The organism is Sediminibacterium sp. FW305-C-49 (genome assembly GCF_058231085.1).
The window spans coordinates 1282100-1295463 of the sequence record NZ_JBIQXS010000002.1 but is presented as its reverse complement, the minus strand read 5'-3'; the positions used below and the strand labels follow the sequence as shown (position 1 = coordinate 1295463).

Annotated in this window: 16 protein-coding genes; 11 read left to right on the top strand and 5 right to left on the bottom strand. The window is 38.5% G+C overall.

The window, feature by feature from the left end; translation table 11 throughout:
• The first annotated feature begins 119 nt into the window (after positions 1-119).
• From thrS to ACH3Z1_RS13140, 6 genes are all read left to right on the top strand, one after another.
• A complete protein-coding gene (gene thrS / locus ACH3Z1_RS13165; protein WP_490822458.1) occupies positions 120-2057 on the top strand; it encodes a threonine--tRNA ligase in 1938 nt (645 codons plus the stop codon).
• Positions 2058-2118: 61 nt separating this feature from the next.
• The gene (gene infC, locus ACH3Z1_RS13160; RefSeq protein WP_490822456.1) at positions 2119-2709 is read left to right on the top strand and encodes a translation initiation factor IF-3; all 591 of its coding nucleotides are present in this window, start codon (positions 2119-2121) and stop codon (positions 2707-2709) included.
• A 272-nt stretch (positions 2710-2981) separates the two neighbouring features.
• On the top strand, positions 2982-3182 hold the full coding sequence (gene rpmI, locus ACH3Z1_RS13155; RefSeq protein ID WP_133475824.1) for a 50S ribosomal protein L35: 201 nt from the start codon (positions 2982-2984) through the stop codon (positions 3180-3182).
• Between the two features lie 77 nt (positions 3183-3259).
• The gene (gene rplT / locus ACH3Z1_RS13150; RefSeq protein ID WP_295204209.1) at positions 3260-3604 is read left to right on the top strand and encodes a 50S ribosomal protein L20; all 345 of its coding nucleotides are present in this window, start codon (positions 3260-3262) and stop codon (positions 3602-3604) included.
• Between the two features lie 147 nt (positions 3605-3751).
• The gene (locus tag ACH3Z1_RS13145; RefSeq protein ID WP_490822453.1) at positions 3752-5182 is read left to right on the top strand and encodes a type III PLP-dependent enzyme domain-containing protein; all 1431 of its coding nucleotides are present in this window, start codon (positions 3752-3754) and stop codon (positions 5180-5182) included.
• An 88-nt stretch (positions 5183-5270) separates the two neighbouring features.
• Entirely contained in the window at positions 5271-5726 is a 456-nt protein-coding gene (locus tag ACH3Z1_RS13140) for a hypothetical protein (RefSeq protein ID WP_490822451.1), read from the top strand.
• Positions 5727-5867: 141 nt separating this feature from the next.
• Here the strand turns inward: ACH3Z1_RS13140 and ACH3Z1_RS13135 are convergent, their stop codons facing one another.
• A complete protein-coding gene (locus ACH3Z1_RS13135; protein ID WP_490822449.1) occupies positions 5868-6269 on the bottom strand; it encodes an NUDIX hydrolase in 402 nt (133 codons plus the stop codon).
• 80 nt (positions 6270-6349) lie between these two features.
• Here ACH3Z1_RS13135 and pyrE point away from each other — a divergent pair, with 80 nt between their 5' ends.
• A complete protein-coding gene (pyrE, locus tag ACH3Z1_RS13130) occupies positions 6350-6982 on the top strand; it encodes an orotate phosphoribosyltransferase (RefSeq protein WP_490822447.1) in 633 nt (210 codons plus the stop codon).
• 123 nt (positions 6983-7105) lie between these two features.
• Positions 7106-7510 carry a heavy-metal-associated domain-containing protein gene (locus ACH3Z1_RS13125; protein WP_490822445.1) on the top strand — a complete coding sequence of 135 codons (405 nt, stop codon included), beginning with the start codon at positions 7106-7108 and terminating at the stop codon, positions 7508-7510.
• A 111-nt stretch (positions 7511-7621) separates the two neighbouring features.
• On the opposite strand, the gene ACH3Z1_RS13120 is transcribed toward ACH3Z1_RS13125, so the two are convergent.
• Positions 7622-8074: an LEA/WHy family protein gene (locus tag ACH3Z1_RS13120; RefSeq protein WP_490822443.1), complete on the bottom strand. Its 453-nt coding sequence runs from the start codon at positions 8072-8074 to the stop codon at positions 7622-7624.
• Between the two features lie 504 nt (positions 8075-8578).
• Here ACH3Z1_RS13120 and ACH3Z1_RS13115 point away from each other — a divergent pair.
• The 3 genes from ACH3Z1_RS13115 to ACH3Z1_RS13105 all read left to right on the top strand — a co-directional run bounded on the left by ACH3Z1_RS13115 (position 8579) and on the right by ACH3Z1_RS13105 (position 9877).
• Positions 8579-8797, top strand: a complete 219-nt coding sequence (locus ACH3Z1_RS13115; RefSeq protein ID WP_490822441.1) for a hypothetical protein — start codon at positions 8579-8581, stop codon at positions 8795-8797.
• 155 nt (positions 8798-8952) lie between these two features.
• Entirely contained in the window at positions 8953-9432 is a 480-nt protein-coding gene (locus ACH3Z1_RS13110) for a Panacea domain-containing protein (protein WP_490822440.1), read from the top strand.
• Positions 9413-9877 (top strand): MAG6450 family protein, encoded by a 465-nt coding sequence (locus tag ACH3Z1_RS13105; RefSeq protein WP_490822438.1) that lies wholly within the window; start codon positions 9413-9415, stop codon positions 9875-9877. The genes ACH3Z1_RS13110 and ACH3Z1_RS13105 overlap by 20 nt, the downstream gene beginning before the upstream one ends.
• Positions 9878-10169: 292 nt before the next feature.
• On the opposite strand, the gene ACH3Z1_RS13100 is transcribed toward ACH3Z1_RS13105, so the two are convergent.
• From ACH3Z1_RS13100 to ACH3Z1_RS13090, 3 genes are read right to left on the bottom strand one after another with little or no spacing between them, the layout of a single operon-like run.
• Positions 10170-10658 carry a hypothetical protein gene (locus ACH3Z1_RS13100; protein ID WP_490822436.1) on the bottom strand — a complete coding sequence of 163 codons (489 nt, stop codon included), beginning with the start codon at positions 10656-10658 and terminating at the stop codon, positions 10170-10172.
• The gene (locus tag ACH3Z1_RS13095; RefSeq protein WP_490822434.1) at positions 10658-12070 is read right to left on the bottom strand and encodes an AAA family ATPase; all 1413 of its coding nucleotides are present in this window, start codon (positions 12068-12070) and stop codon (positions 10658-10660) included. Before ACH3Z1_RS13095 ends, ACH3Z1_RS13100 begins: the two co-directional genes overlap by 1 nt.
• Positions 12071-12086: 16 nt before the next feature.
• The gene (locus tag ACH3Z1_RS13090) at positions 12087-13016 is read right to left on the bottom strand and encodes an IS1595 family transposase (RefSeq protein WP_490822432.1); all 930 of its coding nucleotides are present in this window, start codon (positions 13014-13016) and stop codon (positions 12087-12089) included.
• Between the last annotated feature and the right edge of the window lie 348 nt (positions 13017-13364).

Here is a 13364-nt window from a genome sequence, read left to right as displayed (position 1 = left end):
CTATTCGAAAGATCAAATACAGTAAACCCGCTGACAGCTAGAGGCTAGAAGCTAGTAGCTAACTGCTCGCAGCTCACAGCTTTTTCGTACTTTCGCATCCCTTAGAATTAAGCAATCAAATGATCAACATCAGTTTTCCCGATGGGGCAGTTAGGCAGTATGAAGCGGGGGTGAGTGCCCTCGATATTGCAAAGTCAATCAGCGAAGGACTGGCCAGAAAAGTTTTGGCCGCCAGTGTGAACGGACAAGTGTGGGATGCCACGCGTCCGATAACGACCGATAGCGCACTGAAATTACTGACATGGGATGATGCGGATGGAAAAAATACTTTCTGGCACTCTTCGGCACACCTGATGGCCGAAGCAGTGGAAGCCATTTATCCGGGTGTGAAATTCTGGGTTGGACCTGCACTGGATAAAGGGTTCTATTACGATATTGATTTGGGCGGAAACCATATTTCTGATGAAGACCTGTCAGCCATCGAAAAAAAGATGAATGAACTGGCCAAACAGAATAATCCGTACCAGCGTAAAGAAATATCCAAAACAGAAGCCGTAAACTATTTCAGCGAAAAATCTGATGAGTATAAACTGGATCTTTTACAAGGTTTGGAAGATGGCTCAATTACTTTCTATACACAGGGTCAGTTTACTGATTTATGTCGTGGACCACATATTCCACATACCGGTTTTATCAAAGCCATTAAACTTACCAGCATTGCAGGTGCATACTGGAAAGGAGATGAGAAGAATAAAATGCTTACCCGTTTATACGGCGTAACCTTCCCTAACCAGAAAGAACTCGATGAGTATCTCCTGATGCTGGAAGAAGCCAAAAAACGTGATCACCGTAAACTCGGTAAAGAGCTGGGTATTTTTACCATGGATGATGATGTGGGAGCGGGTTTGCCTTTGTGGTTACCCAATGGTACCGTGATTATTGAAGAACTGGAAAAACTGGCCAAACAAACAGAAGAAGCGGCGGGATATAAACGCGTGGTAACACCACATATCGCCAAAGAAAGCATGTACCTCACCAGCGGTCACCTGCCATATTATGCCGATAGTATGTTTCCACCCATGGAACTGGATGGTACGAAGTATTACCTGAAAGCCATGAACTGTCCGCATCACCATAAAATTTTTGATGCAGAACCGAAGAGTTATAAGGATTTACCATTCCGTATTGCAGAATATGGTACCTGTTACCGGTATGAACAGAGCGGTGAGTTATTCGGTCTGATGCGCGTTCGTTGTTTACATATGAACGATGCACATATTTATTGCAGCAAAGAACAGTTTGCGGCTGAGTTTCGTGCAGTGAATGAGATGTACATCAAATACTTTAAAATATTTGGTATCGATAAGTATGTGATGCGCTTGAGTTTACATGAACCATCTAAACTCGGAGCCAAATATGTAAATGAACCGGAGCTGTGGAAAGAAACAGAAGAAATGGTACGTAATGTATTGATCGAATCAGATATTCCTTTTGTGGAAGTACCGGATGAAGCGGCTTTCTATGGACCAAAAATTGATGTGCAGATTTGGAGTGCCATCGGAAGAGAATTTACGCTGGCCACCAATCAGGTTGATTTTAATTCAGGCAACAAATTCAAACTGAATTATGTTAACCAGCATAACCAGCCCGAAGTGCCTTTGATTATTCACCGTGCACCATTGGGTACACATGAAAGGTTTATCGGATTCCTGCTCGAGCATTATGCCGGTAAATTCCCGGTATGGCTGGCACCGTTGCAGGTTAAGATTCTGCCGATCAGCGATAAGTTCATGGACTATGCCAACCAGGTAAAAGATGCACTGAAAGCAGTTGGTGTACGTGTGGAGATTGATGACAGAAGCGAAAAAATAGGTAAGAAAATACGCGATACCGAATTGAGCCGTGTACCCTATATGTTGGTAGTGGGAGAGAAAGAAGCCGCAGAACAGCAGTTGTCGGTTCGCAGACAGGGTAAAGGTGATCTGGGAACACAGTCGCTGGAAGCTTTTGTGGGCATGATACAGGACGAAATTCTGCACAGAAAAGCAGCAGAATAAATAGAATACAGAAATAGCTATATCTTTAACACCAAAACAATTATTCACAAAACAAGTTTTAATGGCATTACCACCAAGAGGGGGCGGAAGATTCAATCCCAGGTTTAACAGGCAACCGGAGCCTGAACATCGTATCAACGAAAGAATCCGGGTACCACAAGTGCGTTTGGTTGGCGACAATGTAACGGTAGGTGTTTATTCTACCCAGGATGCATTAAAGATCGCCCAGGAGCAGGAACTGGATCTCGTGGAAATTTCTCCAACGGCTGACCCTCCGGTTTGTAAGGTGATCGACTATAAAAAGTTCCTTTACGAAAAGAAGAAGAAGGAAAAAGAAATGAAGGCCAATTCCAAGCAGAGTGAGATCAAAGAGATCCGCTTTACGCCTGGTACCGATGACCATGATTTCGATTTTAAAGCCAAACACGCTGAAAAATTCCTGAAAGATGGCAATAAAGTAAAAGCCTATGTACAGTTCAAGGGACGTGCCATCATGTTCCAGGATCGTGGTCAGCTTTTACTCCTCAAATTCGCTGAGCGACTGGCTGAAGCCGGTTCACTCGAAAGCATGCCTAAATTAGAAGGTAAGCGCATGTTCGCCATTTTTACCCCTAAAACAGGGAAGAAGAAGGCAGCGAAAACAGAGGAATAATTTGAGAATTTGAAAATGTGCTAATTTGAAAATAATAGGAGGTCGTTGCTGCGCAACGGCCTTTTTATATTTAATTGCAGATAAGTAATTGGTAAAGAGCGGCTTAAGTAATCTCCAGCCGGAGGCAGATCCCTCATTTTCAAATTTTCAAATTGCCTGATTTTCAAATTATTTCCTTACTTTTGCACTCCAAATTTTTCCCGTAAGGCTCAACAAGTGTCCCGTCTGTTCGGGGCCGCCAGCAGGGTGTAATCTTTAAGCAGATTATTAATATGCCAAAGGTAAAAACAAATTCCAGCGCTAAGAAGCGTTTTAAGGTGACCGGCAGTGGAGAGATCACCTTCCAGAAAGCTTTTAAAAGGCACATCTTAACCAAGAAGTCTAAAAAACGTAAAAGAGCATTGAACAAGAAAGGTCTTGTTGGTGCACCTAACAAAGATTTCGTTCTGCGCTTATTGCGTCTGAAAGGTTAATCACCGCCATTTCCCGGAAGGGAGTTCAAACCATTTAAAACACCATCCCGCCTGAGGCGGGACAAAAAAAAGATACTATGCCACGTTCAGTAAATGCAGTAGCATCAAGAGCCCGCAGGAAACGTATCCTGAAGCAGGCCAAAGGATTCTACGGTAAACGTAAAAATGTATATACCGTAGCCAAAAATATTGTTGAAAAAGGTATGACTTACAGCTATGTTGGCCGTAAGTTGAAAAAGCGCGAATATCGTCAGCTTTGGATTGCCCGTATCAATGCAGCAGTAAGAGAAGAAGGATTAACCTACAGCCAGTTTATCAACAAACTGTCTGTTAAAGGAATTGACCTGAACCGTAAAGTGCTGGCTGACCTGGCTATGAATGAGCCTGCAAGCTTTAAAGCACTGGTGAACTCTGTAAAATAACAATCGTCAGATCCCAGATCTAAAAATATAACCGGGAAGTAACCTTACTCCCCGGTTTTTTTATTTGCAGAACTGTACAAACAGTTATTTTTGTTGTTTATATAAAGGTACCCTTCAGTTCACATTAAACAACCTCTAACCCGGCTAATGAACAATACCTACACCTCACTGGTGAACCAGACCTTCCACTTTCCACAAGAAGGATTTGAAGTTAATGATGATGGCTATCTCCAGTTCAATGACCTGGATCTCAAAAAAATCATCGAAAAATATGGTACTCCGTTGAAACTGACCTACCTCCCGAAAATTGGTATGCAGATCAACAAAGCCAAGAAAATGTTTGCCGATGCATTTAAAAAGCATAAGTACGAAGGCGAATATTTTTATTGCTATTGTACCAAGAGTTCGCATTTTTCTTTTGTGGTAGAAGAAGCATTGAAGCACAATATTCACCTCGAGACTTCTTATGCATACGATATTGAAATTATCAATCGTCTGCACCAGCGAAGAAAGATCAACAAGGAAACCTATATCATTTGTAATGGCTATAAACAAAAGTCATACACATCAAGGATTGCCAAACTGATCAATACAGGTTTTAAGAATGTCATTCCGATCCTCGATAACAAAGAAGAACTGCTGGCCTACAAACGTAGTGTAAAGCAGCCTTTCCGTTTAGGGATCCGTGTAGCAGCAGAAGAGGAACCCAATTTTCCTTTTTATACTTCAAGACTGGGTATCCGTGCAAAAGATATCCTGGAATTTTATGTGGATGAGATTGAAGGATATGAAGACAAGTTCCAATTGAAAATGCTTCACATCTTTTTGAATAAAGGTATTAAGGATGATATCTATTACTGGTCGGAGTTGAACAAAATCATCAACCTGTATTGCCAGTTAAAGAAAATATGTCCGGAGCTGGATTCCATTAATATAGGTGGCGGTTTTCCGATCAAACACTCATTAGGGTTTGAATACGATTACCAGTTTATGATCAATGAGATCGTAAGCAATATCAAAAAAGCCTGTAAGAAAGCCAAAGTACCCATGCCGAATATCTATACAGAGTTCGGAAGTTTTACCGTAGGAGAGAGCATGGCGCATATTTACAGTGTACTCGGACAAAAAATTCAGAACGACCGTGAGTGCTGGTATATGATTGATTCTTCTTTTATTACCACTTTGCCCGACACTTGGGGTATAGGTGAAAAATTCCTGATGCTGCCGGTGAATAAATGGGACAATGAATATCACCGGGTGGTATTGGGCGGTATTACCTGCGACAGCCACGATTATTATGATTCGGAAGAACACATCAATGAAGTGTTCCTGCCCAAGTTGCAGAATACAGATGCCAAAGACGTGGAAGGCAATAAAGAACCGCTTTATGTTGGGTTCTTCCATACCGGTGCTTACCAGGACCAGATCAGCGGATATGGTGGTATTAAACACTGTCTGATTCCATCACCCAAACACGTGATTGTGGAGTATGATAAAAACGGTAAACTGGAAGACTGGGTGTATGCCAAAGAACAAACGGCGCAAAGCATGTTAAAAATACTGGGTTATCTCAGGTAAATAAAAACTCCCGTTCATAGCGGGAGTTTTTTATGAAAGGCTTTCAATAGCCATCATTTCCATCTATTTTAGCATCAAATAGTATTACATGAAAAAAACGATTTTAGTATTTGCTTTACTCGCAGCAGGTTATATATCAAAGGCACAAACAGCCACTGATTCAGTAAAAGCGGTCATCAACCAGTTATTTACTGCCATGCGTAATGCAGATTCTGCCGCCGTTGTAAACAGCTTTGCAGATAAACATGTTTTGCAGACACTGGTGCGTGATAAAGAGGGTAATATGCAGGCAAAAAACGATCTGGTGACTGACTTTGGCCGTAGTATCGGCCGGCTGCAAAAAAATGCGGCAGACGAAAGAATTGAATTTGCTTCCATCCATATTGATGGACCGCTGGCTTCTGTATGGACACCCTATAAATTTTATTTCAACGGGAATTTCAGTCATTGTGGTGTGAATTCTTTCCAGCTATTAAGAACAAAAGACGGATGGAAAATATTGTACCTGGTAGATACAAGGAGAAAAGAACCTTGTGAGAAATAGTAGTCGTGAATCGTCAATGGTCAATGGTCAATCGTACATGTTTTCTTGATTCGTAAACATTTTTCGGAGTATTCAGATTTTTTTAACCATCGGGTTACATTAGTTTATACAACTTTTTATTCACCATTGACGATTCACCATTCACGCCTTCCTCACTATCTCCACAATATTATCATAGCTATTCTGTAAATAGTCTTCCAGCGCTATTTTATTTACCCATTCAATGATTTCAATATCTTCTTCTGTTTGTGGAATCAGTTCCTGTTTGCCGGGCGCTTGCATCCGGTACCAATGGGTTTCTTTTATTACATCTTCCTTTAGCCATTGGTCGAAATATTGGTGATAGGTAATGCCGATCAGATCACCCCGCGTAACTGTCGTTAACCCGGTTTCTTCCATGACTTCTCTTACCGCACAATCTTCTATACTTTCCCCTTCATCGAGCTTACCCTTCGGCAGATCCCATTTGCCCCTTCGGAAAATCATCAATAATTCCTGATGCTCATTATACACCAATCCGCCCGCTGCTAAAATTGTTTTCATTCCCATACATCAAATTTGCCCCTAATTTTCAAATTCCCAAATTTTCAAATTTTCAAATTGAATTGTCCTTTCTTTGCATCATGACCAATGAAAAAGCCGTCGCAGAAAAGCTATTACAGGTAGCAGCCGTAAAATTAAGTCCGGAACAACCCTTTACATGGGCAAGCGGATGGAAGAGCCCGATCTATTGCGATAACCGCAAAGTGTTGTCCTTTCCTTATGTACGTGATTTTATCAAGAGTGAATTGTGTAATGTCATTTTTGAAAGTTTTCCTGATGCAGAACTATTGGCGGGTGTGGCCACTGCAGGTATTGCCTGGGGTGCGATGGCGGCCGACCAGTTAAAACTTCCTTATGTATATGTTCGTCCCAAGCCTAAAGAGCATGGTATGGGTAACCAGATCGAAGGTTTTTATGAACCCGGACAAAAAGTGCTGGTAATAGAAGACCTGATTTCAACAGGTAAAAGCAGTTTACAGGTGGTAGATGTATTAAAAGCAGCAGGAGTAGAAGTAGTGGGTATGGTATCTATTTTCACCTATGGTTTTCCGCATGCCGATGAAGCATTTGCCAAAGCTGGTGTAACGTATAAATCGCTCACCAATTACAGCAGCCTGATCAGTCTGGCAGTGGAAAAAGGACAGATTTCAGCAGAAACGGAACAGTTATTGCTGCAATGGAGAAAGGACCCTGCAGGCTGGCAGGGAATCTGATTTTGTTTTCTGTGTATTTCAGCGTCCTCTGTGGCAACAAATCTTTATTATAAAGTGTCTAAGATTAAGTGAATTGCCACTGAAGACACAGAGGGACACAGATTATCGTTTAAATATTATGGTATGAAAAAGATGGTATTTGTTCTGTTAGTATTTGTTTTCGCCGGACTTGCTGCTACTGCACAGCAGCCAAAATCGGAGTGGGTAACCATAAAATCGCCCAATTTGAAATGCTGGGAGTGTAAGGAAAGGGTAGATAAGTACCTGGAAATGGAGAAGGGCAATACCGAAGCAGGTATTATGCAATGGAAAATCAACCTGTTACAGGGGGAGATTAAAGTACAGTTTCTGCCCGATCGTGCAAGTGCTGATGGTATCAGAACAGCCCTGAACAATGCCGGTTTCGATGCCGATAGCAGCAAAGCAACCGAAGATGCCTATAAAAAATTACCTCCAGCCTGTAAACGTGCAGAAGACGGCGGCGGCCCACAGCCGAGAAAGCCATGTCATGTGAAGCCGTTTTATTGATAGAAGAGATTCCGGAAGATAGGTTAGGAGACTATAAAGGCACTATAAATTCGTTAACCTCGTACTATTGTCACCGTTCTTTCTGACTTTCCGACTTTCGGACTTACTGCCTCACAACCCCAGATCAATCTTATGGCGGGCTTCATAATTGAAGGAAATCGTTTTGAAAAACCCGGCTTTACCTACCCGGGTAGTGCCTTTTACATTTACCAATACCTCCTTATTAAAAAGTACCGTTAGTACATTTTTAAAGATTCCCTGCATATCAACCTGTATGCGTGAGGGGAGAACAAATTCCGCCTTACGCTGGATATGCATGAGTGTGTCGAGCTTGTATTTGCCAAGGTAATGGTTATCGATATAGATATCACAGTCAACCTTCCTGAGGTCGACCCCAAAGTTGTTGGGGTTATAATATACCAGATCCATATTCAGGGTAGATTTCTCAAAGCCCAGTTTTTCCAGTTTTACATTTTTTACGGAACGGTAGTCAAATGCCTGGGGTTTCTGGCAGGAACTCAGGGCAATGATGATGAGCAGGGTGAAGAGGGAAAGGGTTCTCACAAATTCAATTTGCTGCAATATAGGGGATAAGAGAATGGAAGTTTTTCCATTCAACCATAATTCAGATTAGTTGGGTTTTTGTGGGCAGAATGTGAAAATGGGAGTGAAGGGGGCATTTTATCTTTATGGCAATAAATGAGCTGCGAATAGGATGGAGGATTAAATCCTGCGCCTTATTCGTGGTAACGATATACATCTTACCACAAGGTAATACAACTAATTAGTCCTCATTTATAATACAAATTACTACTTTTTCTACGCTTTATAAAATTATATAACGATACGAGCGGGTTCGTACAATAAAGTGAAAAACACCCGAAACAGCCCATTTCGGGTGTTAAAATGATTAAAGAATTTCTCTAATACATTTAATCAGATAAAGCCCTAATTTCAATATCTCAATGATTAATTTAAGGGCGGTTTTTAATTTGTTGATAATCTTCATAACCGTAAATAGCCAACCGCTAAATAGTTGGTCAAATAGAGAATAAAATATTTTAGTTGATGGCAAAACAACGTAAACCATACAACCCCAACACAGCCTATGGAAGGCGAAAACTAAGGGAGCAAAGACTAGAAGAATACAACAATATGACCCCAGAGGAACAGTCTGCCGCCCGGTCAGATGCTTGGATGATATTTATAGTAGTTGTCATTTTCGGCATTATTATGGCTTTCTTAACAGGAGGGAAGGAAGGTGTAATGAAATGGCTAACTCGTTGATTTTTAGATGTTTGTTTAAAAGAACATGACAACCATACAATTTTAATCTCTTTGGAACGTTTCTTGTATTAGTATTGTACTTTACAAGAAATACAAATATTTGTACTAAATTATTTTATCTTAGTTTATCTTTGCCGCCCTTTAAAAAACCTTGTATGTATCACGCAAATCAAATAGCAGATTACTTCTTAGGAAGTATTAATCAAGAAAGTGGTGATACAATGTCTCCTTTAAAACTCCAGAAATTAGTTTATTATGCTCAAGCATGGCATTTGACTATTTTTAATAAACCTCTTTTTGAAGAAAAAATAGAAGCATGGGTTCATGGCCCTGTTATTCCATCAATTTATGAGAGATTTAAAGCAACAGCTATTTATTCTAATATTGATATAGCTAATTCAGATGTTCAGGTTGTCGACTTTGAACCTGAAACAAGTGTTCTTCTAAAAGAAGTAACTGCTATTTACGGAGAGCATTCTGCCAGTTACTTAGAAGAATTAACTCATCAGGAATCTCCTTGGATTAATGCCAGAAATGGAGTCCCTTTATATGCAAAATCAAATAATGAAATTACCCCCCAATCAATGATTGAATATTATAGTCAATTTTTAAAACATGGGGAAAAGGCATCTTGAACAAAGCATCATCCCAAAAGATGTTTCAAAAAAGAAAGTTCAGTTTAAATATTTCAATTCAGATCCAACCATAATGCATGGGTGGACTAATCCGGGAGATGAAGCCAATGTATTGGTATCTATAAGATTTTGTCAATATCCATTTCAGTGCTTTTCAGAATGGAGTAAAGCTGATATGAAAGTATTTTGGGGGTTTATTGATACGATTCATCAATATACATGGACACAAATTTATAAAACCGCCAACAAGGGACAAGGGAAAAATGGGTTTGCTTACACTATAATACCGTTGCATCAATATCCCAATTGTGATTTTAAAGACCAAATTGACCCTAACATCACTATGTTTGAATTAAGAGTTGATCAAACTAAAAGGGTACATGGTTTTAGAGATAAATCTGTTTTTTATATTTGTTGGTTAGATAAAGATCATGCAATTACTTAGCCTTTTTATTTCAATACCGAACTATCTAAAATAACTACTGTATCAGGTAAGACTATTACTTTACCCTCAAATTTATAGGAACTATACAGGATAAAAGCACCGCAAAAGGTTATTAATGCCAGACCTATTATCTGTATAATTTTCTCGGATTTCATTGTTTCTTTGATGCTTTTGTAGCTTTTTTCTTTTTAGGCAGGGGAGTAGACAAAGCCTTTTTCATGGCTTCCTCAAAAGTCATGTTGAGTTTAGTTCTCCCTTTATCTTTTTTATTTGAAGGCGTTTTATTCAACATTTATCTGTAAGGTAGTTCATCTGGGTTATTAGAAGCAATGATCGTATTTCTTATTTTTTTCAGTTTAACATTCGTTAAATCATATAACAAATCATTGTCTTGAGATAGTGCTATTTTTCTATTTGAAAGAAAGATTAGTGCTAAATGATAAGGATCATTACTACCGGGTCTTTTGCAACGAAGAGAATCCCAAACACTTTTTGTAAAATATTGTTTAATAAACTGATTTATCTCTTGTGTGCTTTTTTGAATTATTCTGTTTTGATTATTTAAATAATTGTATATGGATGCAATAGAATTTTTACAAGTTGTGTTTTTACAGCCTGCAAAATAATCAACTAATAATTTTTGTGATACTATTAAATGGGCGTTTAAGTTCGGGTTATTTTGATCGTATTCGTACAACCATTGAACAAACCTTCCAAATGATTCATTTGTTGGACCCGGGAAATTCGTTGCACTATCTGCGTCTACAAATATATCATTCATTAGAAGCTATTTAAAGCAATATCTTTAATATCCATATAATATGTATCAAAAAAACTTTGTGGGGCATTTTCAATTTGCCCCTTTTTATTGAAATTTAGCTTGTGAAGAATAACATCCTCTCCCATATTTTCCAAAAAATAAATAGACAAGTCAGATTCTTTTAAAGTACCTTTTACAATGTGAAGCCTTAACCTATTCAATAGATATTCACTATGAGTTTCAATGATGTAAGTCTTTTTATTTTTTTCAATTTTATCAACCAAATAGTCTGCGAATTTTGCTTGTACGCTTGGATGTAAATGAATTTCTGGTTCAGCAACAAATAATGTTGAATAGTTGTTTAATTGTAAATCAGCAACAATAATTGGAAGAAATTGGCTAATTCCAAACCCTACATCAAATATTGAGTTCATTACTTTACTTTTATTAGTCAAAATTTGAGCTTCATATCTACCGCCTTTTATTCTATTAGAAGAAATACGATCAAATAACCCCAGTTCTTTCATAATGCTGTTAAGCTCACCAAATTTTTTCTGATTTTTTCTTTCCCATAGAAGAATCTGATCTAAATATCCTTCTCCGAATTTATCAATCTTCAATCGATCTTTAGATTGCTCTAAATATGTCCTATCGGGGTGATGTCTGAACGAACTGATGGCATTAATGGAATTAAGATAACCAGTTGAAAGTCCTCTTATCAATCCATTTAAAACGTACTCTAAATTCATGTTTGCCAATACTTCCGTCTCTTCAATAATATTTTCAATATTATCAATCTTATAATTTACCACTTCCCATTTTTTGAAAATAGAACTACTAAGTATTTTTAGTCTTCTGATTTCTTTATTATATTCTGATTTTGAAGTGAATTTTTCTTTTGAAAATTGATTGATTACTCTTTCTTGGAAATCTTTTCTAATTTTAACTGCTTTTTCTGGGGTGTATTCTGGATCAAGTTTCGGGTCATAAAAAAAATTCAATGAGTAATATGACCGTTTGCTTTTTAGTTCGAATATTGTTCCGTCTGTAAGTATTTTCAAATAGTTTAATTTGGGTAAATAAGTTGAAGAATCTTGAACCCATTCTGTATTTATTTGATACTGGTAGACTGGGGTAGTATTTGTTGTTGAAAACTTTATATTTATTCTTATTTTATTGTTTTCATTATGTTCATTTGAGATTTGAATAAAATCGCCCATGTTTACAAATTTTCCATTTGTTGAAAATTTATAAGGGAATTCGCCTGACTGAATTAATCCTAAGACGGCATGAAGAATAGAACTTTTGCCGCTACTATTAGCACCCGTTAAGATTGTAATTTTTTCAAAATCTATGATTACTTTTTTCTTAAAGCATTTGAAATTTTCAATCTCAATATTTTTTATAGTGTACCCCATTAATTTCTTTTTCATAAATATAAAAATTTAATTACGCATCATCATCATTTTTTATGAGCTGATTGTAGGTGAGCCTGCCTTGTGGGTTGGAGATTACAGCCTGAAACCGTGCTGCATCGGTCATTTTACGGGTATTGAAACGGTAGGATGTTTCAGCACAATAGCGGTGCAGATGCTTCGGAGATACTTGATGGTATGTGCCAAATATGGTGCGTTTAAACACAGAAAAGAAACCTTCCACGCTGTTAGTATAGGCTATGCCCCGTCTAAATTCTTGGGCTAAGTGGTTCACTGCCTCGTGTGCTTGGTATTCTTCGTTAAGTCCTACATATCCCTTATGGGCATCGGTAATAACTACCGCAGAAGGGGCTACGTGTTGCCTTACTACGTCCTTAAAGGTGTTTGTACCTATTACGGTTAGTTTAGCTTTACCATCCCTCTCTAATAAGCCCATAACAGCCACTTTATTATCCTTTCCGCTTTCTTGGTGCTTCTTACGTCTTGAACGGGTCATTTTATCCCATTTGCCGCCTACATAGGTTTCGTCTACTTCCACTACATTATCCATAGCTACATCTGGTTCAGGATCACCCATAAGTAGCCTAATACGATGTTCAACAAACCATGCTGTTTTCTGTGTCAATCCTAAATCACGGGCTAACTGGTGGCTTGAAACACCTTTTTTATGCCCGGTACATAGGTATAACGCTGCCATCCAAACCGATAGTTTAACCTTTGAGTTTTCAAATACAGTACCAACGGTTACGGTAAAATCCTTACGGCAGGTTGATGCTTTGCAGCGATATGTTTTCCCGTCCTTCAATTTATAGGGAGTGTGCATACCACAGAAAGGACAGGTAGGGTTCCCGCCCCAACGCATCTGTTCCATGTATGCCCGGCATTTATCTTCATCAGAATAAGCCGCCATCATTTCCCTTAAATTTTTGAACTCTGAAAACATTTGATTTATCGTATTATATTTTTTGGTGGATTGTTAATACTCTGCTAAGGCAGGAAGTAACCCAGAGTATGACGAAACTTTTTAGCAGAAATAGGAGTGTGGGTCTTTTGTGGATTTTCCCAACTTCATCCCGAATTAACTTGTATTGCTAAGGTGGGTAGTTTTGCCTTGTGGGAACTCGTATATCGTAGCCTTATTCGTCAGATATAAAATAGCTAATAAGTTTAGTTTTTTATCTTCCAAAAAGATGTTTTTGTATTACTAAATTTACTGGTTATTTTATTAAGTTAATAAGCGACTATAAATCAAATACTTACAACGTTTTGTTTACATTTTAATAAATTAAAA